22 protein-coding genes are annotated in these 22800 nt (G+C 64.5%); 14 read left to right on the forward strand and 8 right to left on the reverse strand.

Going from position 1 to position 22800, the window contains the following annotated elements:
• The first annotated feature begins 122 nt into the window (after positions 1–122).
• The 9 genes from ACT535_RS11915 to ACT535_RS11955 all read left to right on the forward strand — a co-directional run bounded on the left by ACT535_RS11915 (position 123) and on the right by ACT535_RS11955 (position 8679).
• Entirely contained in the window at positions 123–314 is a 192-nt protein-coding gene (locus ACT535_RS11915) for a hypothetical protein (RefSeq protein WP_476364508.1), read from the forward strand.
• Positions 315–473: 159 nt separating this feature from the next.
• Positions 474–950, forward strand: a complete 477-nt coding sequence (locus ACT535_RS11920; protein WP_476364509.1) for a hypothetical protein — start codon at positions 474–476, stop codon at positions 948–950.
• A gap of 587 nt (positions 951–1537) precedes the next feature.
• Positions 1538–2950, forward strand: a complete 1413-nt coding sequence (locus ACT535_RS11925) for a TAXI family TRAP transporter solute-binding subunit (protein ID WP_476364510.1) — start codon at positions 1538–1540, stop codon at positions 2948–2950.
• Positions 2947–3762: a bestrophin-like domain gene (locus ACT535_RS11930; protein WP_168461735.1), complete on the forward strand. Its 816-nt coding sequence runs from the start codon at positions 2947–2949 to the stop codon at positions 3760–3762. The genes ACT535_RS11925 and ACT535_RS11930 overlap by 4 nt, the downstream gene beginning before the upstream one ends.
• Position 3763: 1 nt before the next feature.
• On the forward strand, positions 3764–4651 hold the full coding sequence (locus tag ACT535_RS11935) for a hypothetical protein (protein WP_476364511.1): 888 nt from the start codon (positions 3764–3766) through the stop codon (positions 4649–4651).
• A gap of 12 nt (positions 4652–4663) precedes the next feature.
• Complete coding sequence (locus ACT535_RS11940) at positions 4664–5590, forward strand: CDP-diacylglycerol diphosphatase (RefSeq protein WP_476364512.1); 927 nt, start codon at positions 4664–4666, stop codon at positions 5588–5590.
• A 43-nt stretch (positions 5591–5633) separates the two neighbouring features.
• On the forward strand, positions 5634–6857 hold the full coding sequence (locus ACT535_RS11945) for an alpha/beta hydrolase family protein (protein ID WP_476364513.1): 1224 nt from the start codon (positions 5634–5636) through the stop codon (positions 6855–6857).
• Entirely contained in the window at positions 6847–7473 is a 627-nt protein-coding gene (locus ACT535_RS11950; protein ID WP_476364514.1) for a GNAT family N-acetyltransferase, read from the forward strand. Before ACT535_RS11945 ends, ACT535_RS11950 begins: the two co-directional genes overlap by 11 nt.
• A gap of 36 nt (positions 7474–7509) precedes the next feature.
• Positions 7510–8679, forward strand: a complete 1170-nt coding sequence (locus ACT535_RS11955) for an HlyD family secretion protein (protein WP_476364515.1) — start codon at positions 7510–7512, stop codon at positions 8677–8679.
• A gap of 150 nt (positions 8680–8829) precedes the next feature.
• Here ACT535_RS11955 and ACT535_RS11960 read toward each other — a convergent pair whose 3' ends face one another.
• Positions 8830–9057, reverse strand: a complete 228-nt coding sequence (locus tag ACT535_RS11960; protein WP_476364516.1) for a recombinase family protein — start codon at positions 9055–9057, stop codon at positions 8830–8832.
• Positions 9047–9283, reverse strand: coding sequence for a recombinase family protein (locus tag ACT535_RS11965; RefSeq protein WP_476364517.1), 237 nt, complete (start codon positions 9281–9283; stop codon positions 9047–9049). Before ACT535_RS11965 ends, ACT535_RS11960 begins: the two co-directional genes overlap by 11 nt.
• A gap of 498 nt (positions 9284–9781) precedes the next feature.
• Between ACT535_RS11965 and ACT535_RS11970 the strand changes: the two genes are divergently transcribed.
• The 5 genes from ACT535_RS11970 to ACT535_RS11990 all read left to right on the forward strand — a co-directional run bounded on the left by ACT535_RS11970 (position 9782) and on the right by ACT535_RS11990 (position 16674).
• Complete coding sequence (locus tag ACT535_RS11970; RefSeq protein ID WP_476364518.1) at positions 9782–12991, forward strand: two-partner secretion domain-containing protein; 3210 nt, start codon at positions 9782–9784, stop codon at positions 12989–12991.
• A 324-nt stretch (positions 12992–13315) separates the two neighbouring features.
• Positions 13316–15019: a ShlB/FhaC/HecB family hemolysin secretion/activation protein gene (locus ACT535_RS11975; protein ID WP_476364519.1), complete on the forward strand. Its 1704-nt coding sequence runs from the start codon at positions 13316–13318 to the stop codon at positions 15017–15019.
• Positions 15020–15030: 11 nt separating this feature from the next.
• A complete protein-coding gene (gene exbB, locus ACT535_RS11980; protein ID WP_168461714.1) occupies positions 15031–15498 on the forward strand; it encodes a TonB-system energizer ExbB in 468 nt (155 codons plus the stop codon).
• Positions 15491–15922: an ExbD/TolR family protein gene (locus ACT535_RS11985; protein WP_476364520.1), complete on the forward strand. Its 432-nt coding sequence runs from the start codon at positions 15491–15493 to the stop codon at positions 15920–15922. Before exbB ends, ACT535_RS11985 begins: the two co-directional genes overlap by 8 nt.
• Positions 15919–16674: a TonB family protein gene (locus ACT535_RS11990; RefSeq protein WP_476364521.1), complete on the forward strand. Its 756-nt coding sequence runs from the start codon at positions 15919–15921 to the stop codon at positions 16672–16674. The genes ACT535_RS11985 and ACT535_RS11990 overlap by 4 nt, the downstream gene beginning before the upstream one ends.
• Before the next feature lie 529 nt (positions 16675–17203).
• Here ACT535_RS11990 and ACT535_RS11995 read toward each other — a convergent pair.
• The 6 genes from ACT535_RS11995 to ACT535_RS12020 form a co-directional block, all read right to left on the reverse strand.
• Positions 17204–18271, reverse strand: a complete 1068-nt coding sequence (locus tag ACT535_RS11995) for a 2,3-butanediol dehydrogenase (protein ID WP_476364522.1) — start codon at positions 18269–18271, stop codon at positions 17204–17206.
• 33 nt (positions 18272–18304) lie between these two features.
• Complete coding sequence (locus ACT535_RS12000) at positions 18305–18655, reverse strand: carboxymuconolactone decarboxylase family protein (protein ID WP_476364523.1); 351 nt, start codon at positions 18653–18655, stop codon at positions 18305–18307.
• A gap of 9 nt (positions 18656–18664) precedes the next feature.
• A complete protein-coding gene (locus ACT535_RS12005; protein WP_476364524.1) occupies positions 18665–19450 on the reverse strand; it encodes a glucose 1-dehydrogenase in 786 nt (261 codons plus the stop codon).
• Between the two features lie 61 nt (positions 19451–19511).
• Positions 19512–20630, reverse strand: coding sequence for an acetoin dehydrogenase dihydrolipoyllysine-residue acetyltransferase subunit (locus tag ACT535_RS12010; RefSeq protein WP_476364525.1), 1119 nt, complete (start codon positions 20628–20630; stop codon positions 19512–19514).
• A gap of 18 nt (positions 20631–20648) precedes the next feature.
• Positions 20649–21671, reverse strand: a complete 1023-nt coding sequence (locus ACT535_RS12015; protein ID WP_476364526.1) for an alpha-ketoacid dehydrogenase subunit beta — start codon at positions 21669–21671, stop codon at positions 20649–20651.
• Between the two features lie 47 nt (positions 21672–21718).
• The gene (locus ACT535_RS12020; RefSeq protein WP_476364718.1) at positions 21719–22702 is read right to left on the reverse strand and encodes a thiamine pyrophosphate-dependent dehydrogenase E1 component subunit alpha; all 984 of its coding nucleotides are present in this window, start codon (positions 22700–22702) and stop codon (positions 21719–21721) included.
• Positions 22703–22800 lie beyond the last annotated feature (98 nt).

Below are 22800 nucleotides of genomic sequence, written 5' to 3' on the forward strand. Positions count from 1 at the left end.
GGTCGGCATGCCGATGGGGCGGGCTGTATCTGATCGTGGAGCCGTCGGGGGCAAAGCGGTGGGCGTTCCTATTCAGGTGGAAAGCGGACCCTTCCCAGCCGGGCACCGGCAAGCTCCGTGAGATGAGGCTCGGGTCGGCTATCAGCGTGTCCCTTGCGGCGGGACTGGTGGTCTGGCTCGGCCTGAAGGGCAACGAGTACACGGGCAAGAACCTGCTCGACCACGGCTGGGTCTTCGCCAAGCCCGACAGCCTCGAAGCCCAGTTCGCCGCCTCCCGATGGGGGATCGAACTGACCGCCGCTGCAACGGCCTGACGGCAAAGCTAAGGGGGACAGTCATGACGGGCAGCATAGGCGCCGACAAAGTGACCCGCCGCCCGTATGCAATTGCAGCGGCCTCGCTCTCGGTCGCCCTGATGCCGATCGGGGCGGTCGCCCAGCAGTCTCCGATGCCCTTCTCCGCGCTTCCCAGCGATGTCGTCGACCGTGCGGCAGATCCGGCAAGCTTGCGAACAAGGGGGCTACGCCTCCTCGGACGAAGCAGGCATCTCCTTCGTCGACTCGGACTATACCGGAGGAACAGACATCATCCTGTCCGCTCAGCACGGCTGCGACGGCATGGCCAAAGGAGCGAACTGCTCGACCGGCGGCTGCAGGCTGATCATCTGGAAGCAGGTCGGTCCCCAGGAGTGGCGGCTGGTGTTCGAGGAGAGCGTCGCGCCCGCCCCTTTGATCGCCACGGACAGCCAGAACCGGTTCGGCGGCTTGATCGTCACCCTCTATGTCGGGATCGATGGCACGGGCCCGTACTGCTCGCTTCCCGTTCGGGGCAAGTTCTGCGGCGCGATGCTGGTACGGCGGAATGGCAAGTGGGTGCCGAGAAGCAGTAGCCAGCACAAGGCGAGACGGGCTTCGCCGGAGCCACCACCTCGGACAACCGCCCCCTCCTGATCCGCACGTCGCAGATCGCCAGCTGAGACAAAAGGCGGGCGCTGGCCAAAAGTCGCCTCGGAAGGCCGCTGAAGACCGGCGACGCAAGTCGTGCCAGAAAAGGCCGCTCACGTTGCGCGCCACCGTTGGTTTCGCTGCGCGGAAGCGCAGACCATCGAACAGGGGCGACGCCGTGGTGACGGTTTAGCTTCTGCAGTTCCTAGTTGCATGCAGGGGCAGCCGCTCGGCCGCGGTTGGGGATCAGCATGCGATTTGGCGAAATGCGGGAATTCGACGATGGCGGCAAACTCGCAGCGCAAGCTTACTGGAACGCCCTGCGGAAGCTGCAGCAGCATGTGAAGAGGATTAGCTGGAAGCCTACGTGGAACGCCCCACTCCCCCTTCTCAGGAGTTGGAGCCTCGCAAACCCGGGGCGGTTCAGCTCCGACCAAGACTTCCATCGGCTGCATTAGCCCCCGCCGAGATGCAACTCATAGCTGCTCAACTCCTTTCCGCAGTTCGAGCGGAAATTCAGTTGTTTGAGCACGGGCTCGGCGGTAGATAGGAACTGGCTGAAGTTCGACTGACCCGGGGGGGCGGCAGCGAGCATGAGTAGCCGTGACAGTGACATTTTAGTTTTCATCCGACGGTACATCAAATACGACCTGCGGCGCGAGGCTCTGACCTGGCTCAGGGTCGCGGCATTCTATGTACCGGCCGGACTGATCGTTGCGGCGCTCGCATTCTTGATCCTTGTCTATATCGAGCCATTTCCGAGACAGGCGACGGTTCTGGCCGTTGGTCAGCGGGGCACGCTTAGCAACGAGCTTGGCGAGGCATTCGAAGCCTATTTTCGCCGGCAGGGTTTAAGGCTCGAGGTTCGCAGCCAGACAGGGCTCGATGCGGTTGAAAACAATATCCGGGATCCAGGTTCGGACATCAGCGCCAGCTTTGTGATTTCGGGGGCGGGCTCGCCATCGGACTATCCCAACCTCGTCTCCCTCGGCACCGTGGCTATCGCGCCAGCCTGGTTGTTCTACCGCGGCGATACGATCAGCGTGGATGATCCCTTCCAGTATTATCAGGACAAGCAGATCGCGATCGGTGCGCCGGGCACCGTCAGCCAAAAGCTGTTCTACACCCTGATGGAGCTCAACAATCCCGGCACCGGCGATAGGCCGAACTTCCTCAAGCTTCCGCATTCCGAAGCGGTGGACCAGTTGCTGGCGGGCAAAGTCGATGCTGTCTTCATTGTTGATGGCTTCAATTCCCCCCTCATCCAGCAAGTGCTACGGGACCCGAGCATCAAGCTGATGAACTTTCCGCTGGCCGATGGCTATGTGCGGCGCCTGCCGTTCCTGCAGAAGGTGACGGTTCCGCGGGGCGCCATCGATATCGCCAGCATCCGGCCTGAGAGCGAGGTGGCGCTTCTTGCATCCGCGGCGAATCTCCTGGTCGAGAAGGACACGCATCCGGCGGTGCAATGGGCATTCCTCATGGCAGCTCGCGATTTCTCACTGAAATCGACCAATTTCTTTCCGCTCGCGGCGACGATGCCGCAATACAAGGATCGCCGCTTTTCGTTGAGTCCAATCGCCACTCGCTTCTATACGGGCGGGGTTCCGTCCATCTTCAGCTATCTTCCGCTCTGGCTCGCGGCGCTGCTGGAAAATGTGTGGGTCGTTCTGCTCGCGCTCCTGTTCCTTGGCTTGCCGCTCTTGAACAAGGTCATCGGCTATCGGGGTTTCGCGTCCCAGAAGCTGCTTTGGCTGCATTTCTGGGAGCTTCGCTATATGGAGGATGAGCTCGTCGCCGCCACCACCTCGGCCGAGGCCATGTCTGTGCTCGAACGGCTAAAGCAGCTGGACGACACCACCGCACGATCCTGGGTGCAGGACGACCAGATGCGCCACTACTTCAATCTTCGGCGGTGTATCGCAAGCGCGATGCAAGATTCAGAAAAGAAAATCAAACGTCTCGGCGAGAGAGCACGTGACGAAGCGGGGGCTGGCAATCCATGAGCCTATCCTTTCTGCAATATGTGTCGGACACGCAATTGCTCGTGCTGCTGCCCGCCCTGGCCTGCCTCACCCTGCTGGGGGTGGCGCTTGCCGTGCGGTACATGAACCGGAAATGGAGCTGGTTCGACTACGACAGCGACATCGTCGACACGGCCACGCAGAACAGCATGTCCGGTGCCTATGTGGTGCTCGGCTTCGTCCTCGCGCTGGTCATGACCACCGCTTCCGGCCTGGATGACAAGGTTTCGCAGGAAGCGCAGGCCATCAAGAGCCTCAATCGGCTGCTGATCCTCGATGGCACGGAGCCGGCCCTGAAGGCCCGGGACGCGCTGCTCACCTACACGAACTCCATCATCGTCGACGAGTGGCCCGGTCTCAAGCAGGGGCACGCCAGCGCTGTCACCTCCAAGGCTCTTGTAGATGTGTTCTTGCAGGTCGACAGCATCGATCCCCGGTCCGATAAAAGTGTCGCCGTTTTCTCCAAGATCCTCGATGCGGCCGAACAGATGGCACAAGTCCGCAACAGCCGGATCCTCAGCGTCACCAGCGCGCTGCCAATCATGTTCTACACTGTGAGCCTTCTCAGCATTTTCGGCGTAATTATTATCTGCGGACTGCGGTTGATCGAGGCCACTCCCCTGAGGGCGGTGACGTTGGTCGTGCAACTTGTCATGCTCACACTCATGCTGGCCGCCATCGCCATCATCGACCTTCCCTATCTCGGAGACACATCCACATCTGTCGAGAGTCTACAGGAAGTCTATGATGGCCTGAAACATCAGCAGCCCGTTGTGCGTCAAGGAGTGAAGTGAGATGGCAAGACCTGCTCCGAAGGTCTTGCAGGGAACCGTGACCGGCGTGCTGCGCCTCAAGGCGGGCACCACCTATGTGGTGACGTCAGAGGTTCGGGTGCGGGATGGCGGGCGACTGGTCGCTGAGGATGGGGTCAACATCCTGATTCTCAACGGGATGGTGCCTTCCAGCACCATTCGCCGTGCAGTCCTCATCTTCGAACAGGGCTCGGCTCTGTACGCGGGGCGCCTGTATGTGCGGGCCTGCAACGATCGTTTCCGCGCTGTGAGAACGGCGGACAATGGAGGCCTCTGGTTTTTCGGCGGCTATCGCAGCGCCGAAAAGGACGGGCTCTCCGTCACAGCTGATCGGCCCAGGGCGGTCTCGACTTTCAAGGCAGATCTGATCGCGGCCTATTACCTCGGGCATGGGGATCCGGTTTCGCCAAGCAAGGACCCGCTGGAAGATGACCGTGACGGCCTCTCCATCATGGGGGTTGGGCCGCAGGAATGGGATGTAACCGAACTTCGCAGCTTCCATTCCGGTGATGACGGGATTGATCTCACCAATTCCCACATCGCTCTGCAACGCATTCGCGTGGTGGCACCGGCAGAGGATGGCATCAATCTCAGCAGCAGCACGCTGCAGGTGGCGCGGAGCCTGAGGGTCGATGTGACAATGACCGACGTCTCCGATCGCGACATCTTCGACTTGGAGACGGATGATGGTCCAAGCTATGTCGAAATCGCTCGCCACTGCCATGTCGATATCGTTGGGGTCTTTGGCGACGATCTTCATCTGCGCAGCCCGGACATGCCGGAGGCGGACCATGCGCACGAGGTTTCCTACCGCTTCAAGGGTTTCCTGCGCGAGTCTCCCGCTCTGGTTTTCTCGCTGAACGAGGATTGACAGGCATCTGGCATGGTCGTCGCGTTCCATACTGTCCCGTTTCGCGTCAGAGCGGTGCACGGCTTGGTGGGCCTTATCATCGGTTGGATGGCCGGGCTGGCAACGGCAGTCGCGGCCGAACCGCTGATACAGGCCTGTCCGATGCCGGCCACCACGCCGGCGGGAGAGGCGCGCCTGCATTGGGCCTCCCCCGCCGAGGCGAACAAAGACGACAAGGCACCCCAGCCCTGTGCTCCCTGTGCGGAGCCGGCCAACGCCGCGGCCGCCACCTGCTCCATCTACCGGTTCCTTACGTCCGATGCTTGCTCCGGCGGCCACTGCGGTGATGCGCAGGGTGAGTTCGTGCGCCGCGAAATTGGCGGAGTCACATTCTTTCTGCAGTACGATACGCGCTATCGTGACCCGCAACGGTACGACCGTGCCCAGGGGGAAAACTGCCGTGTCCTCCTGTGGGCCATCCAGCCGGTGGTCGGGATCGAGGATGTCTCCGGCTATTCCGGGCGGAATTACTGGCACGCGGCTTATGTCGCTTCGCAGCGCATGGTCGAACCGCCCTTCTCCAAAGATGATGTCGCTTTCGCCATCCAGCCCGCGACGACGCGCGGCCAGCACCAGTTTCACATCCATATCGGGACGCTGAAGGCCGATTATCGCGCGGCCCTCGCCGCGCTGCCGCACGACGCGACCCATGTTCGCATCGGCCCTTACGATTTTCATGTCCGGTTCATCGCTGTCCCGGCGGGGGCCGATCCTTTTGAAGGTGTCGATGTGCCGGCCATCGCCCGCAATATCATGCCGCGCGGCGCAGCGGATCTGCCGCTTCATGGGGTGTTGGCCGCGGTCACCGACAGCGGAAGAAGCCTTTGGATTCTTACCGCACCACGCTTCGAGCGGTCGGAACTGAACTATATGACCCCGACCGGTTGCCGCCTGAACTGACGGAAGCGGTATTGACCTTGGTCCGGGTGCTTTTTTGGGGGGGATGATGGGACGTTCCGGTTTTTTCGCCACGCTCGTGGCCGCGCTCGCTCTGCTGGCGGTTCCCGCGCGCGCGGGAGAAACTGGAACGCCACCTGTAACGCTCGCCGTTCCATCAGGGGTGAGTTATGAGCAGATCGGTCGCTTGAACGTCGACCAGCTCAATACCATTCTCACGGTCGACGCGCCGGCCTTCTTCAAAGCCCCCATCGCAGCCAAGCCGGCGCGGAACGGGGTCAATCTGTACCGGATCACCTATTCCTCGGTCATTCCCGAACTGGACAACCGGCCCATCGTCGCCACGGGGCTCATCGCGATACCGGACACAGGGGGGAGTGTTTTTCCGCTGGTCTCCTATCAGCACGGCACCGTTTACAAGAAGACCGAGGTGCCCTCCTTTATCGACCAATCCGAAGAAACCAAGCTGATGGTCGCGCAGTTCGCCGGTCAGGGCTACGTGTTGGTCGCGCCCGATTATTTCGGCATGGGCACCTCCACGGAGCCGGAAGGCTATGGCGTGATGGGGAGCCAGCAGCAAGCCAGCTTTGACATGCTCAAGGCGTCCCAGGCGGTTCTGCGGCAGTTGAAGATATCAACCGACAAGCTCTTCGTCAGCGGGTGGTCCGAAGGGGGCTTCGTGGCGCTTGCTTTCCTCCACCGGCTGGAGCGTGCCGGCGTGAAGGTGGACGGTGCGGCAACCGCCAGCGGTCCGGCCGATATCTACTCCCTGCTCAGCGGCTTCCTGAACTTTCCGCGGAAGAACGACGCGAGTTGGGCCAATGTCCTCTACATTCTCTCGGCCTTCTCTTTTGAAAATTACTACAGCATTCCCGGCCTAGCGCGGACCATCATCGCTCCAGAATACTACGATCTGGCCAAAAGGGTATATGAGCGAAAAGATTACAAGCGGGAGGAAATCCCCACGGACCTGAAGGTGTTGATCCAACCGGCCTATTTTGATCCGGATTTCTTTGCGCAATCCGCGTATGGACGACTTGCGCTCGCCACCCAAGCCTACCGCTGGGTCATCAACACGCCGATGCGCAATTTCTACGGTGAGAATGACGAGATCGTTTCCGTCGGGCTTGGCAGACTCGTCATGGAGTACCAGCGGGGCATCGGCGCGGGCAATAGCCGGGTGGAGGCGATTTCGACGGGACCAACGGACCACCGCGGGACCTTTGCCACGGCAGTGCCACTCTGGAAGGAATGGTTCGATGGGAAGTGAATACGAGGCACAGGACAAGGGAGCGCCTGGCCCACATGCTAATGGCTTCGAGCGTCTCGACCTCGCGACGTCGGAAGACCGCAAGGCATTCATCGGAATCACGCAGGACTATTTTGACTGGATGAATGGCGAAATCATCCGGCATTGCGCCTTCTCGATCCCGGATATCGTCGGCATGAGCCTTGAGAGCTATGTCGGTCATACCGCTGAGATCGGCGCACGGATCGAGCCTGAGGCGGGCGGTGTCTACGCCCGCCGGGACGCGGACGGCCAGATCATGGCCATCTGCGGGCTTCGCCGCCTCCCGGACGGGGCCGCGGAAATCGTCCGCATCTTCACGCGCCCGCACTTTCGCGGCCGTGGTCTTGGCTCCCAGTCCGTGAATTTTGTTATGAACGAAGCCCGCCGACTGGGTTACCAGATGATCCGGCTCGATACGGCAGTGTTCATGACATCGGCGCAGAAGATCTACCGCGCCGCGGGCTTCGTGATCTGCGGGCCCTATGACGGCGCGGAGCCGCCACCTCAGCTTGTACCATTCTGGATATTCATGGAGCGCGGCCTCACGGCCGCCGGGCTTCCATCAGGCGTGGACACGCCGGATCACCGTGGCTGAGGTCCGGTAACCGCATTGTGTGATCGGGGGTAAAGCATGTTTCAGGCGAACAAGACTTCACGGCCGGGTCGGGCGCCGGTGCGGCTTCGTCCCACGGTGCGGGTGATGGGGATCGCGCTCTCCTGTGCACTGGCCCAACTGGCGCCGGGCGCGCAGTCTCTTGCCGGCGCGAGCGAAATCAACGCGCGCGCAATCTTCCTGCCGGACGCCCCGAATTATGATGTCGTTCGCCCGATCTATCCTGCCGGTCCGGCAATTGTGGACGAGATCAAGATCGGTCCCGATGAGGTGGTGACAAAGGATCAGGTCCTGCTGACGCTTCGGTCTCCCCAGCTGGATGAGAAGATAGCCAGCACGCGGGCGGCGCTCCAGCGGCGCACGGAAGTGCTTCAGCAACTGTCCGACCTGGCGAACCAGTATGAAGGCGCTGTGGTGAAGCTGGAGAACGAGCGGCGGCAGCAAATTCGGGAGGCCATCGCCACCTACGAAAAGCAGAGGGATGGCTATCGGAAAATTCTGGACGGCAAATCTGAATTGCACAGCAAAGGATTGGTGACGAGCGGATCCAACTTTCAGGCTCAGGTGCAGTACGATCAAAGCGTAAACGAGCTGATGAAGCAGAAACTGGCGCTTCTGGAGGTCGATTCCCGTATCGCACAGGTGCAGCAGACACGCTTTGAGAAGCTCGCCCCCCTTCTGCGCCAGATCGAAGATCTCCGGCTTTCGATGCACGATCTGGAAAGCACATACGAGCAACTGCGGTCCGTTCGGGCGCCGCGGGACGGAATCGTCAATTCGATCTTCGTGAGGAAGGGAACGTCTGTGGACAGCAAGGATATTCTCCTGACTCTGTCCAATGCCGAACCCACGTTACAGGCTTACGCCTTCGTTGATATTGCCGAAGTGCCGAAATGGAAGGTTGGAATGCCGGTTTCGCTCACCCCGGCCAATCCCCGGACACCGCTCAGCCAGCCGCTCGGCGGCACCATACGCTCGATTTCGAAGACCCCGCTCTCCAAGGCGGAGGCACGCAACATGTTCTTCGATGATGATACCGTATCCTACCTCATGCCGGACGGAATCGTATATCTGGTGCGGATCTCCCTGAATTCGGATACGCCGCACGGAGTCGTCGGCCTTGGCGATTTGGCCACAATGCAGCGTCCGGACTCTGCCGAAAAGGCGAACGGGGCACCACCACGCTAACGCGGGAAGCGTAATGTGGCGGTGACGTGTGAACCGCCCCTAGATTCCTGGACGCCTTCTTCCCTAATTTTGAGGGGAGGCCACGATGGGCAAAACGAACTTCACCGAGGACTTCAAGCGCGACGCGGTCGTTCAGATCACCGGACGGGGCTAAGCGCGCTGATCGGCACTGAGCACGCTCCTGCGGCCGAACTTAACGCCCCGGGCCTTGGCGCGGGCACGTCCTTCGCCTGTGCGGGTCTTGATCAGTTCGCGCTCGAATTCCGCCAGGCCCCCGAGGACCGCCAGCATGAGCCTACCATGCGGCGTGGTGGTGTCGGCCCATGCATCGGACAGGGACCTGAAGGCGCCACCCCTCTCGCTCACTTCAGCCAACACGTTGAGCAAATCGCGCGTGGAGCGCGCCAGGCGGTCGAGCCCGCACAACAATGAGTATGTCGCCGGCCTTGAGCGAAGCGATACAGCGCCGTAACTCGCGCCGATCTGTCTTGGCGCCGCTCGCCATCTCGGCAAAGACTTTCTGGCAGCCTACTGTCCTGAGGTGTTCGATCTGGCTGTCTAGCGTCTGTTCGTCAGTAGATACGCGCGCATAGCCGATGATCATGAACGCATTATGAGACTATAATTCGAGACACGTAAGCGATTGATTTTGCTCGCCCCGCCGCGCGTCTCAAATATCGCGAATTTTGATACAATCATGAAATCTGTTGTGGCCACCTGAGGCGCGGCGCTTACGGCGCTCGAACAAAACAGATTTTTGCTGGCAGGCCGGCTCGTGCCACGTCAGGGCCAAGTGTGACGCCATCGCAACACACCACCATGAAACCTCCGGACGACGGTCGTGCCCGCATTGAGCGATTGATTCCTATATCCGATTGAATATAGCGTTCGGCTGCCCCGTCGTTCATTGCGTCCCACATGCTGCTTTCATAACCCCCTCATTTCGCTCGAAGGATTGCAGATGACTCTTGTCCAGACCCGCGCGTGCGGGCACGGGAATGTGCGCGCCTATGCCCATCTGCCAAGTCAGGAGCATGCAGGAGGGATCGGCGTATTCCGGATTGGAGGATCGGCGCCTGGGCTCGGGCGCCTGGCGCGCCTCTTGGCCGCCTCCACGGCCCTTGCGCCCCTCTTCATCACCCATCCCGCCGGTGCGGCACCGCAGGGCGGGAATGTGGTGGCGGGGTCGGCAACCATCTCGCAGTCGGGGTCGACCACCACCGTCAATCAGTCCACCAACAAGGCCATCATCAACTGGCAGTCCTTCTCCGTCAGCAAGACGGAAACGGTGGATTTCAACCAGCCCTCCAGTTCATCCGTCACGCTGAACCGCGTTACCGGCAATGAAACCTCGATCATCGCCGGCGCGATCAATGCCAACGGCCAGGTCTTCATCGTCAATTCCGCCGGCATCCTCTTTACCGGCACCAGCCAGGTGAATGTCGGCGGCCTCGTGGCGTCGACGCTGGACATCTCCAACCAGGACTTTCTGTCCGGCAATTACGTCTTCTCCGGCTCCTCCACCAACTCCGTCATCAACAAGGGCTCGCTGACTGCCGCGCCGGGCGGCTATGTCTCGCTCATGGGCAAGACGGTCTCCAACCAGGGCGTGATCACTGCGACGCTCGGCACGGTGGCGCTCACGTCCGGCTCGAAGATCACACTCAATTTCGACGGCAATTCGCTGTTCGACGTGACCATCGATGATGGCGTCATGAACGCGCTGGTCGAGAACAAGCAGCTCATCAAGGCCGATGGCGGCAAGGTGATCCTGACCGCCAAGGCGGCGGATGCCGTGCTTTCGGCGCAGGTGAACAACACCGGCATCATCCAGGCCCGCACCATGGCCTCTCTGACCGGGGGCAAGGCCACCTACAAGACGGGCTCCATCAAGCTGAAGGCGGACGGCGGCACCACCAGAGTGTCCGGCACCCTCGACGCATCCGCCCCCAACGGCGGCGACGGCGGCTTCATCGAGACCTCCGGGAACACGGTGAAGGTGGACGAGACCGCCACCCTCACCACCCTCGCAGCCCTCGGCACCACCGGCACGTGGCTGATCGATCCCGACGGCTTCACCATTGGCACCTTCGGCTTCCGCTTCGGCCCGCAAGACCAGATCACCGGCCTCAATCTCGGCGGCGACATCAGCGCCAGCAAGCTGTCGAAGCTGCTGGAGACCACCAATGTGAACATCAGCTCCACCGACGGGAAGGGCAAGGACGGGGACGTCAACGTCAACGCCGCCGTGTCCTGGTCGGCCGGCACCACGCTGACGCTGAACGCGACCAACGACATCAATGTGAATGCCGCCATTACCGCTTCGGGAGACAAGGCTGGTCTCGCCCTTAATGCGGGGAAGGACATCTACATCAATGATGGCGTAACCCTCTCCGGCGGCCACGCTGCCCTCGCGATGACATATGGCGGCGACTACCATATCGACACCGCCAGCGGCGCTGCGATCACCCTTTCTGGCGCCGATGCGAGCCTCGCCATCAACGGGCAGGCCTATACCCTTATTCATACAATGGCAGAGTTGGAGGCCCTGGACGACGCGACTGGCACGGCGACAGGAAACTTCGCCATCGGTAACGACATCGATGCCTCTGGCACGACCTATGACGGTTCAGTGGTCGCGCGTCTCAGCGGCAACCTTGCCGGCTTAGGCCATACCGTCAACGATCTCACCATCTCGTCTGGCGGCAACTATGTGGGCCTGATCGGCTCCATCGGAAGCGGCAGCATCGTCCGCGACATCGGTTTGTCGAGCGTGGACATTACGGGGAATTCTACCGTCGGCTCCTTGGCGGGCGAGAATAACGGTACAGTCATCAACGCTTATGCGACCGGGCACGTCACAAGCCTGTCCACGGGCTGGGCTGGAACCGGCGGCCTGATCGGAGAGAATTACAGCACCATCGAGGACTCCCATGCGGATGTGACCGTGGCGAGCTCCGGCAATTATGTGGGTGGCCTGGTCGGCTTCACCTACGGCGTGATTTCCAGATCCTACGCGACCGGGGATGTATCGGGCACGACGGCGGTCGGCGGGCTCATCGGCGGCGGTGGTGGCATTGTGAGCGACGCATACGCCACCGGCAATGTCACCGGGGAGAACGAGGTTGGTGGCCTCGCCGGCCTCGCCAGCGGCAGCTACAGCAATGTCTCCGCAAGCGGGAACGTGACGGGGGGCGACACGATCGGCGGGCTCATCGGCTACGCCAACGCTCTCACCTTGAAAAATGCCTCGACCAGCGGAAACGTGACCGCCACGGGGCAAGCCGTGGGCGGATTGGTCGGCACCTCAGAGGGTGGCACGTTCACCAGCATATCCGCGTCCGGAACGATCACGAATACGGGCACTTACACGGGCGGCTTGGTGGGCCAGTCGAATGGAACGACCATCAGCGATGCCTCCTTCAGCGGCAGCGTGACGGGCACCTGGATCACCGGGGGAATCGTTGGCTGGAACAGCGGCACCGTCACCGACGCGCAGGTCACGGGCACGGTAAACGGCACCGCCGCCGTCGGCGGCATCGTGGGCCTCAATCTCGGGGGCACCATCAGCGGGGTCACCGCGAGCGGGACCGTCAGCGGGACGACGGCAGTGGGCGGGGTTGTCGGCGCGAATACCGGCAGCGTTTCCAATGCCACATCGAGCGGCACGACGTCCGGCACCAGTAATGTCGGCGGCATCGCGGGCAATAACCTCGGGTCGATCACCAGCGCGTCCGCGACGGGCGCCGTCTCCGGGGAGACGAATGCGGGTGGGCTTGTGGGTGCCAATATCGGCCTCGGCGAGGTGTCGTCGAGCAGTTGGAACACCACTTCCACTGGGCAGGCGGGCGGCGTCGGCAATGGAGCCGGGGTGGGCTCATCGGTCACGGGAGTGACCCCGCCTGTAGTTCCGGCCTATGCGACGGAGGCTGTCCGCTCCGCCGTACAGGCGGCGACCTATGCCGCGACCACGGGCGCCCAGCAATCCGCCGACAATCCCCCGAACGCCCGCGATGCCAAGGCCGGCAGCGCGTCAACGGCAGCACTTGCCGGACCTTCGGTGGCGTCTCAGATCGACAGCAGCGCCGCCCCGGCGCCGACGACATCCTGGCGCCAGTTGCAGGAGCAGGAGGAGCGGCGGAAGAAGCGCGCTGTGCAGCAGGTGCATCCGGCTTCGGCGCCGAAGGGCGGGGTCGGGGGGGCCATCCGCTCCATCGACGTGGACGGCCAGCATTTCGACCTGGAGAAGGACACCGCTCCCGCCGTCGCACCGCCGGCCCCTCCTGCCCAGCCGGCAGTTCCTGCCCGATAGGGCCTTGCGGATCGGGCCGGGCGGACTGCCCCCGGCCGGCCCGTGCCCTGCCGTCGGCGATGGATCCCCGAGCGGGCGTCACCGCTTCCGAGCCGCCGCGAGGGTTTGTCGTCGGCGGCAGGGATGATCCACGCGCCTCTTCGGTTTTCGCCTTTCACCATTCGTCGCGCGCGTTCGCCGCGCCTTGCATTTTCAAGGTATGCCATGAGCCCCTCCGCACGCTGCATCACGAGCCGCACCCACTCTTGTCCCACGCAGTCGGCCCGGAGCCCGGCCCCTCACGCCGTCAGTCCCGGAGGCGGACTTGGTCGGGCGCAAGCGCTGATGGCGGCAGCGGGGTTCTCGCTGGCGGCGGGACCGGCCCTTGCGCAGGGCCTGCCCTTCAACATCGGCGATGCGGTGCGCGATGCGCAGCAGTCCCAACAGGCCGCCCCCCAGCCCCAGCAGGCCGCGCCGCTGGTGCTGCCCAAGCTCGCCGAACCTCAACTGGTGCTGCCCGGCAAGGAGACGATCCATGTGCGCCACATCACCGTCACCGGCACCGCCGGGCTGACAGTGGAGGACGACAAGCTGCGCGCGGTGCTCGCGCCCTATGAGGGCAGGAAGCTCACCCTGGCGCAGATCTACGAGGCGGCCGACCGTGTGACCGCGCTCTATCGCGATGCCGGCTATCTTGTGGCCAAGGTCTATGTGCCCCAGCAGGATGCCCGTGGCGGCACCCTCACCTTCAAGCTCGTCCCCGGCCATTACGGCACGGTCACGGTGAAGAACGAGAGCCGGGTGAAAGACTTCATGCTCCAGGGCACGCTCGACGCCCATAAGGTGTCCAGCAGCGAGCTGATCGAGCAGGCGCGGCTGGAGCGGGCCATGCTGCTCATTTCCGACCTGGCCGGTGCCGGCATGCCTCGCGCGGTGATCGGGGCGGGCGCCACGCAGGGCACGTCCGACTTCCTGTTCGACGTGCCCGAGCAGCGCATGGTGGACGGCTTCCTCATGGGCGACAATTTCGGCACGCCCTATACCGGCATCTGGCGCGCCTCCGGCGGGCTCAACATCAATTCGCCGCTCGGCATCGGCGACCGGCTCTCCGCCTATGGCCTCGTCTCCAATTCCACCGACATGCTCAACGGGCGCATCGCCTATGCCCTGCCGCTGGGCTATGACGGGCTCAGGTTGGAGGTGGCCGCCTTCCAGACCACCTATGCGCTGGGTGGCACCTATGCCAACCTCGATGCCACCGGCGTCGCGGACGGCATCTCCGCCAGCCTTCTCTATCCCTTCCTGCGCTCCCGCGCGGACTCGATCTGGGGCAGCGCCGTCTACACCTACAAGAACCTCAATGACGAGACGCTGGGTGTCTCCTATGCACACCGCAAGATCAACGAAGGCACGCTGGGGCTGAACCGGGAAACCTCCGGCGTGCTGCCCTGGCTGAACATGCCGGTGGTCACGTCATCGTCGGTGGCATTCACCTTCGGCAACGTGGATTTCCCCCTGCCGGACCAGGCGCTGGCCAATTTCCTTGGCGCCGACACCCAGGGCGATTTCTCCAAGCTGACGGCGTCCTTCGTGATGACGGTGGCGCTGATGGAGAAACTGTCGCTGTCGGTGAACGTGCGCGGCCAGAAATCCTTCACCGGCAACCTCGACAGCTCCGAGCAGTTCGGCCTCACCGGCATCTTCGGGGTGAGGAGCTATTACGAGGGGCTTTCGGGCGACAGCGGCTGGCTGGTGACGCCGGAGCTGAAATACGCGTTGCCGGACATCTATGGCTGGCACCATGCGGTGAGCGCCTTCGCCGATGTGGGCGGGGTGGCGCTGGAAGACGGCAGCTACACCATCACCCAGCCGGACTATGTGCAACTCGGCGATATCGGCATCGGCTATTACGGCAATTACGAATACCTGCCCGGCCGCAACCTGCTCCTGAAAGCCTATCTTGCCTGGAGCGTGGGCGGCAACGAGGCGCAGGCCGGCTACAGCCGGGGCAACACCGTGGGCCTGATCCAGGCCGGCATCACCTTCTGAGGGGCCAGCGCATGGACAACATGACCTGGCTGAAAGAGGCCATCGATTATGGCGTCATCGGCCTCCTGCTGGTGTTGAGCATCCTCGTGGTGGCCGTGGTGCTGGAACGCATCGCCTTCTTCATCCGCGTGCGCCCGGAGGCCTATGCCTCCGTGAAGCAGCTGGAGCTGGACCTGTCGAAGCGGCTGGTGGTGGTGGCCTCCGTGGCGTCCAACGCGCCCTATATTGGCCTGCTGGGCACGGTGCTCGGCATCATGCTCACCTTTTCCAGCATGGACCTCTCGGCCGGTGCGGACCCGGGCAAGATCATGGTGGGTCTCGCCCTCGCGCTGAAGGCGACGGCGGCGGGCCTGGTGGTCGCGCTGGTCGCGGTGGTCGCCTACAACGCGCTGCTGCGCCGGGCCAAGGTTCTGATGCTCCGATGGGAGATCGCCCGCGAGAGCCGCGACCGCGATGCGGGAGCCCCCGCCCATGGATGAGAAGCCGTTCGAGACCATGAACGTCATCCCGTTCGTGGACATCATGCTGGTGCTGCTGACCATGGTGCTCACGACGGCAAGCTTCATCGCGGTGGGCCGGATTCCGGTGAGCCTGCCTCAGGCCGCACCCATGAAGGCGGAGCAGCAGAAGGAGACCATGATCGAGATCACGGCGGACGGCACCTTGCACCTCGACGGCATCGCGCTGTCGGTGGACGAGCTGAAGGGTCGGCTCGCCGTGATGCCGAAGGACACCTCCATCCTGATCCGGGCCGACAAGGCCGTGGCCTTCCAGAGCTTCGTGGATGTCGCCGACGTGCTGAAGACCCTCGCGTTCACGAAGGTCGGGGTGCAGACCAAGGGCGTGGCGGGGGCGGCGGGAGCCACTCTGGGAGGAGCGGCGACGCAGGGGACGCAGCCATGAGCTTTCCCTTCGGGCCCTTCACCCTCGGCCACGGGCTCGCCATGTCGCTCGCCCTGCATGGCGCGCTGCTCGTGCCCTTCATGGACGTCTTCGATGCACCCGAGCCCCGGGACGACCAGCTCCTCGTGGTCGAGTTGCAGGGCCTGATCTCCGACACCCAGGCGGAGCAGCAGGTGCTCCAGCAATCGAAGGGGGCTCCCGAACAGAAGCGGCAGGAGGACGCTCGGGAGGAGCAGAAGACGCAAGCCGCGCAGACCGCCGCGCCCGACCGGCCCGACGAGGACACCGCGCCCGGCGGCACCCGCGCCACCGCCCCCCCACCGACGCCCGAGCAGCAGGCGCAGGATGCTCCACCGCAAGAGGCGGCGAAGCCGGCAGAAGCACAGTCGGGCAACCCCGGCCCGGCCGATATCCAGGGCGCCCAGGAGCAGAAGCAGGCGCAGCGGCTTGAAGCCCCGGATGAGGCCGAGATTCTCAAGGCCTATGTGCGCAGCCTCAGCAGGAAGATGCGCGAGAACCTCGTCTACCCGCCCGCGGCCCGCAATGCGGTGCGCGAGAAAACCACCACCTATGTGGCCTTCACGGTCGAAGCCGACGGAAGTCTCCGCCCCGGCACGCTGAAGGTGTCCCGCTCTTCGGGCAACGCCGCCTGTGACGCCGCGGCCCTCCGAACCGTGGAGAAGAATGCCCCCTTCGATCCACCGCCCCGGCCCATGACCGTTGGCATGCCCGTGGATTATTTCCCGAAGTGAGGGTATAAAGTAAACTTAAAACCACGTCTCCCCGCGCTTAACTCGACCGGCCTCGGGGCAGGGATTTCGGATCAGGCGCGCAAGTACGGGGGGCAAACATGGCCGACGTGGATGGATCGAGCGGGCAGGTTTCGACCGGCATTCTGGTCCTGTCGGGGGCCGGCCGCCGCGCCGGGCGCGCGTCGCGGTATTCCAACGGCTTTGGCAGCCGATCCGAGGCACGGAGAGCCTACCGTTCGGAACGCGGCCGTTTGTCCAAGGTCGGTTGGGCCCTGGGCGACGCCCTGTCGGCAACGATACCCCGACCGCAGCTTGCCAATTCTCCGTCAGATCGCCCGCGCCCCATCAGCCTCCTCTGAAGAGAGGCCGTGTCAGAGGCAGACGGCGATGTGGGCTTCCCTCTTGTCACCACGCGCTAGCGCTTCCCCGATGGCGGTGCGCGCCGGTCCCTCCCGATCGCAGGCACATGTTGGGCCCCTCGGCACGGCGGATGCGCCCCCGCTGCCGTGCCGAGAGGGAGAGCCGCGGCTCAGCGCAGGTCGATGAGGATCTTCAGCTCCTGCCCGGCGGGGTCGAGAAGGGCCTCGAAGCCGTTCTCCACCACCTCGGAAAGGCGGATGCGGCGGGTCACCACCTTCTCCGCCGGCAGCAGGCCCTTGCCGATGAGCGCCGCCACCTTTGGCCACATCAGCGTCGAGTAGCACCACGAGCCGCGCACATCGATGTCCTTGAAGGTCACGGTGAAGCCGTCCACGGCGGGCTTGCCCACATGCAGACCCACCTGCACCACCACGCCCTGCCGGCGCACGGCGTCGATGCAGGTGGCGAGGGCCGCCTCCGCGCCCACGCATTCCAGAGCGACGTCCACGCCCACATGGCCTTCCGTCTGGTCGCGGATGGCGTCGGCCACGGCGTCGCGCTTCGGGTTGACGGTGATGACATCCGGCAGGATCTGGCGCGCCATGGCGAGGCGGTTGTCGTTGGTGTCGGAGAGGAAGATCTGCGTCGCCCCCGCCGCCCGTGCCGCTAGCACCTGCAACTGGCCGATGGGGCCGGCGCCGGTGACGAGCACGCTCGATCCCGGCTTCACCCCGCCGCGCTCGGCGGCATAGACGGTGACGGCGGTGGGCTCCACCAATGCCGCCTGCTCGTCGCTGACGAATTCGGGCATGGCGAAGACGTTGTAGTCGTTCACCAGCGCGTATTCCGCCATGCCGCCCCATTGCCAGCCGAGGCCGATGATGGCGAGGCTTTCCGAGAGCTGGTAGAGGCCGCGCGTGCCGAAATAATCATCGCGCGGCGACACCATGGGCTGCACCGAAGCCCGGTCGCCCACTTTCACGTTCGTGACCTCGCCGCCGATGGCGACGACGGTGCCGCCAAATTCGTGGCCCAGCACCTGCGGCAGCTTCGCGCCGGTGTAGGGATGTGGCTCGGTGGGGATGAAGATGGGGCCGGCGGCATATTCGTGCAGATCGGTGCCGCAGATGCCGCAGAAGCTGTTGCGGATGACGACCTGGCGTGGGCCGGGGGCAGGCGGCTCGGAAATGTCCTCGACGCGCACGTCGCGCTTGGCGTGGAAGCGGGCGGCCTTCATGGGTGGTTCTCCCTTCTCTCTGTTCTTGGTAGGTCAGGCCGGCTCGGTGGCGAGGGCGTCGAACGCCTCCAGCGCCTTGCCCGCATAGACGGCGGAGGGCCCGCCCCCCATCTCGATGCAGACGCCGAGAATGTCGGCGAGTTCGGCGCGGGTGGCGCCGTGGCTCCGCGCGTTGGCGGCGTGGAACACGATGCAGTCGGCGCAGCCCTGGTGGACCGCGATGGCGAGGGCCACCAGCTCCTTCATCTTGGCGGGCACGGCGCCGGACTTCGACGCCTCGCCCATGAGGCCGCGAAACGCCGTCATCACCTGCGGCGCTGCTTTCGCGAGGGCGCCGAAACGCTGGTTCATCTCTTTTAGTTGCTGGGGCACGGACGTGGTCATGGCATTTCCTCAGGTGAAGACCATGCCGCCGTCCACGAGCAGGGACTGGCCGGTCATGAAGTCGGATTGGGACGAGGCGAGAAAGCGGGCGACGCCGACGAGATCATCGGGACGCGAGGCGCGGCCCAGTACGGCGCCGGCTGCGAAGGTGTCGAAGGCCTCGTTCTCGCCGTGGGTCAGGCCGCTGTCGCGGAAGCCCTTGTCGATCACCTTCCACATGTCCGTGGCCACCACGCCGGGGCAAAAGGCGTTGGCGGTGATGCCCTCCTTGCCGAAGGCGCGGGCGGCGGCCTGGGTCATGGCCACCACCGCGAACTTGCTGGCGCAGTAATGGGCGAGGGGCTCGTAGCCCTGCTTGGCGGCGATGGAGGCGGTGTTGATGATCTTGCCGCCGCCGCCCTGCTTGCGGAACGTCTTCACCGCTTCCTGCATGCCGATGAGCACGCCGAGCGCGTTCACATCGGTGACGAAGCGCCAGTCCTCCTCGGTGATGTCGAGGAAGGGACGCGTCTGCGCGACGCCGGCATTGTTGAACAGCACGTCGAGCCGCCCGAAGGCCGCGACCGCCTTGTCGATGAGGGTGCGCACCTGCGCCCGCTCGCGCACGTCCACCGGCACGGCGATGGCGGTGCCGCCCTTGGCCGTGATCTCGTCCGCCACCTTCGTCGCGGCGGACGCGGAAAGATCGGCGACGACGATGCGCGCGCCGTCCCCCGCGAGGGCCTTGGCGATGGCGGCGCCGATGCCGCCGGCCGCGCCGGTGATGATGATGCTCTTGTCCTTGAGGTCAGACATGCGTCCTCCTTCGCCGGTCGCGATGGCGCGCCGGCGTTTGTCGTTGCGAGGTTTCAGGCGGTCAGCGCTTGAGGTGGTCGAGCAGCAGCTCGTTCACCCGTCCGGATTTCTCCATCTGCACCATGTGGCCGGCGCCGGGGAGCACCTCCACCGTGGCGCGGCCTTCCAGCGCGCCGGCATGGGCGGCGGGAATGACGCGGTCGGTCTCGCCCCACACCACGAGGATGGGCGCGTCGGTCTGCTTCAGCCTGTCGGCCAGCACATGGGTCTGCCGCTCGGCTGGGAAGAGATTGGCGGAGAGGGCGGAGAGCGCGTTGTCCACGCCATCGAGACGCTTGTACTTGAGGATATCCTCGATCAACTGGCGCGTGACCGTTCCGGGATCGTGGAACAACTGTTCCAGCACCGGTTTCATGTCGCGGCGCGAGCCGGCGGCGACGAAGCCGTCGGTGTAGCCGGAGTTGATCTCCGGCCCGAGCCCCGCCGAGCCGATGAGCGCAAGGGAGGCCACCCGGGCGGGATGCTCCAGCGCTGTGGCGCTCGCCACCGCCCCGCCCATGGAATGGCCCACGAGATGCGCGCGCGGGATGGCGAGCGCATCCATGAAGGCGATGAGCGCACCGGAGAGAAAGGCGAGGTTCGCCTCGCCCACGGCCTTGTCCGATTGTCCGTGCCCCGGCAGGTCGAGGGCATAGACGGTGGCGGCATCGGCCAAGGCGTCGATGTTGAACAGCCAGTTGTCGAGATCGCCGCCGAAGCCGTGGACCAGCACCACTGATTTCTCGCCCTCGCCGCGGCGGGCGTAGCGCAGGCGGCCGGCAGGCGTATCCACGAACTCGTAGCGCGGGCCCGCGGCTTCCTCCCCCGCGCCCGCCTCCTCCGGCACCGCGAAGGCGGCGACGAAGGCGTCGATCTCGGCGTCCGGCACATCGGCATCGGCGAGCACGCCGATGAGCGCCTTCACCGGATAGATTGTGCCGGGCGTCCCGAGGGTCCGGCGCAGCACACCGGCGTCGCCCGCCTCCACCACGCCGGCGATCTTGTCCGTCTCCACCTCGACGATCTCGTCGCCGACGGCGATCTCGGTGCCCTCCGGCTTCAGCCAGCCCGTGACCTTGCCCTCCGCCATGGAGAGCCCCCACTTGGGCATGACGATGGGCTTGATGCGCGTATCCGTCATTGTCCGATGCTCCGGCGATCAGGCGGCGAGGGCCTGGGGGTGGGTCTTCAGCACCGCGGCGGCGATGGCGTCGGCGGAGGGGATGTAGAGGTCCTCCAGCGCGGGCGAGAACGGCACCGGCGTGTGCGGCGCGGTCACCATCTGGGGCGCCGCCTTCAGTGCCCCGAAAGCCTGTTGGGCCACGTAGGCCGCCACGTCCGTGGCGATGGAGCAGCGCGGGTTGGCCTCGTCCACCACCACCAGGCGGCCGGTGTTTTCCACGCTCTCGATCACCGTGTCCCAGTCGATGGGCGAGAGGGTGCGCAGGTCGATCACCTCCGCCTCGATGCCGCTGCGCTTGGAGAGCGTCGCCGCCGCCTCCCGCGCGCGGTGGACGGTGAGACCGTAGCTGACGATGGTCACATCCCGCCCGTCGCGCACCACGTTCGCCTCGCCGAAGGGGATGGCATAGGGCTCGGCCGGCACGTCAGCCTCGCTGGCGTACAGGTTCTTGTGCTCGCAGAAGATCACCGGATCGTCGTCGCGGATGGACTGGATCAGCAGGCCCTTGGCGTCATAGGCATTGGAGGGGCACACCACCTTCAGCCCGGGCACGTGGGTGAACATGGGGGTGAGCATCTGCGAATGCTGGGCGGCGGCGCGGAAGCCCGCGCCGACCATGGCGCGGATCACCACCGGCGTCTTCGCCTTGCCGCCGAACATGTAGCGGAACTTCGCCGCCTGGTTCAGGATCTGGTCGAAGCACACGCCCATGAAATCGAGGAACATCAGCTCCGCCACCGGCCGCATGCCGCAGGCGGCGGCACCGATGGCCGCGCCGATGTAGGCGCTCTCGGACAAAGGCGTGTCCATCAGACGGTTGCCGTGCTTACCGTAGAGCCCCTTGGTGACGCCGAGCACGCCGCCCCAGGCGTCCATCTCTCCCGGCGAGCCGGAGCCGCCGACGATATCCTCGCCGAGCAGGATGACAGAGGGATCGCGGCGCATTTCAAGGTCGAGGGCTTCGTTGATCGCCAGCTTGAAGCTGAGGGTGCGGGACATGGTTTCCTCCAGGAAATCGTTGGGCCGTGCGGGTTCGCTGTCGTGGCTCAGTAGGAGACGTAAACGTCGCTGGTGAGCTCCTGCGGCGTCGGCTGCGGCGCCGACTTGGCGGAGGACACGGCGTCGTCGATCAGGTTCGCGACCTCGCGGTCCATGAGCGCGATCTCGGCGTCGGAGACGATGCCCGCCGCCGTCACGCGATCGGCGAAGATCTTCAGGCAGTCGCGGTTGAGGCGGTTGAAGTCGTTCTCGCCCTTGGCCTTGTAGGTCTGGCTGTCACCCTCGAAGTGGCCGTAGAAGCGCACCATCTTGCATTCGAGCAGCGCCGGCCCGCCGCCCGCGCGGGCCTTGGCGATCAGTTCGCCCGCCGCCTTGTGGACGGCGAAGAAGTCCGTGCCGTCCACGCTGACGCCCGGCAGGCCGAAGCCATGGGCGCGGTCGAGGAAGCTGTCCACGCCGGTGGCGTAGGTCACCGAAGTCGCTTCCGCGTATCCGTTGTTCTCCAGCACGAAGATCACCGGCAGGTTCCACACGGCGGCGAGGTTCATGCTTTCCAGAACAGTGCCCTGGTTCGCCGCACCATCGCCGAAGAAGGTGATGCCCACGCCGCCGTCGCCGCGGCACTTGGCGGCGAGCGCCGCGCCGCAGATGAGCGGCGCACCCGCGCCGAGGATGCCGTTGGCGCCCATCATCCCCTTGGAGAGGTCGGCGATGTGCATGGAGCCGCCCTTGCCGCGGCAGGAGCCGGAGGACTTGCCGTAGATCTCGGCCATCATCTCCGCCACGTCCACGCCCTTGGCGATGCAGTGCCCGTGGCCGCGATGGGTGGAGGCGATGCGGTCGCTGTCGGTGAGGTGCATCATGATGCCGGTGGCACAGGCCTCCTCGCCGGCATAAAGGTGGACGAAGCCGGGGATGTCGCCCTTGGCGAACTCCACGTGCAGCCGTTCCTCGAAATCGCGGATGGTCCGCATGGTGCGGTAGGCCGCGAGAAGCGCGTCCTTCTCCAGCGGAATGGGATTGTTGGACAGGGCGCCGTCGGCGATCTGCATGGGCGCGTGGATGGGCGACGTGATGGACGTCTGAACGGACATGGGCTTTTCCTCCTCCTTCGGATCGACCGGACCGG

It is taken from the genome of Xanthobacter sp. DMC12 (genome assembly GCF_056314105.1).

Coding starts and splice junctions, on each gene's coding strand:
- ACT535_RS11915 (WP_476364508.1), top strand. CDS start 123: ATGAGGCTCGGGTCGGCTATCAGCGTGTCCCTTGCGGCGGGACTGGTG.
- ACT535_RS11920 (WP_476364509.1), top strand. CDS start 474: ATGTCGTCGACCGTGCGGCAGATCCGGCAAGCTTGCGAACAAGGGGGC.
- ACT535_RS11925 (WP_476364510.1), top strand. CDS start 1,538: ATGAGTAGCCGTGACAGTGACATTTTAGTTTTCATCCGACGGTACATC.
- ACT535_RS11930 (WP_168461735.1), top strand. CDS start 2,947: ATGAGCCTATCCTTTCTGCAATATGTGTCGGACACGCAATTGCTCGTG.
- ACT535_RS11935 (WP_476364511.1), top strand. CDS start 3,764: ATGGCAAGACCTGCTCCGAAGGTCTTGCAGGGAACCGTGACCGGCGTG.
- ACT535_RS11940 (WP_476364512.1), top strand. CDS start 4,664: ATGGTCGTCGCGTTCCATACTGTCCCGTTTCGCGTCAGAGCGGTGCAC.
- ACT535_RS11945 (WP_476364513.1), top strand. CDS start 5,634: ATGATGGGACGTTCCGGTTTTTTCGCCACGCTCGTGGCCGCGCTCGCT.
- ACT535_RS11950 (WP_476364514.1), top strand. CDS start 6,847: ATGGGAAGTGAATACGAGGCACAGGACAAGGGAGCGCCTGGCCCACAT.
- ACT535_RS11955 (WP_476364515.1), top strand. CDS start 7,510: ATGTTTCAGGCGAACAAGACTTCACGGCCGGGTCGGGCGCCGGTGCGG.
- ACT535_RS11965 (WP_476364517.1), bottom strand. CDS start 9,283: ATGATCATCGGCTATGCGCGCGTATCTACTGACGAACAGACGCTAGAC.
- ACT535_RS11975 (WP_476364519.1), top strand. CDS start 13,316: ATGGCGGCAGCGGGGTTCTCGCTGGCGGCGGGACCGGCCCTTGCGCAG.
- exbB (WP_168461714.1), top strand. CDS start 15,031: ATGGACAACATGACCTGGCTGAAAGAGGCCATCGATTATGGCGTCATC.
- ACT535_RS11985 (WP_476364520.1), top strand. CDS start 15,491: ATGGATGAGAAGCCGTTCGAGACCATGAACGTCATCCCGTTCGTGGAC.
- ACT535_RS11990 (WP_476364521.1), top strand. CDS start 15,919: ATGAGCTTTCCCTTCGGGCCCTTCACCCTCGGCCACGGGCTCGCCATG.
- ACT535_RS11995 (WP_476364522.1), bottom strand. CDS start 18,271: ATGAAGGCCGCCCGCTTCCACGCCAAGCGCGACGTGCGCGTCGAGGAC.
- ACT535_RS12000 (WP_476364523.1), bottom strand. CDS start 18,655: ATGACCACGTCCGTGCCCCAGCAACTAAAAGAGATGAACCAGCGTTTC.
- ACT535_RS12005 (WP_476364524.1), bottom strand. CDS start 19,450: ATGTCTGACCTCAAGGACAAGAGCATCATCATCACCGGCGCGGCCGGC.
- ACT535_RS12010 (WP_476364525.1), bottom strand. CDS start 20,630: ATGACGGATACGCGCATCAAGCCCATCGTCATGCCCAAGTGGGGGCTC.
- ACT535_RS12015 (WP_476364526.1), bottom strand. CDS start 21,671: ATGTCCCGCACCCTCAGCTTCAAGCTGGCGATCAACGAAGCCCTCGAC.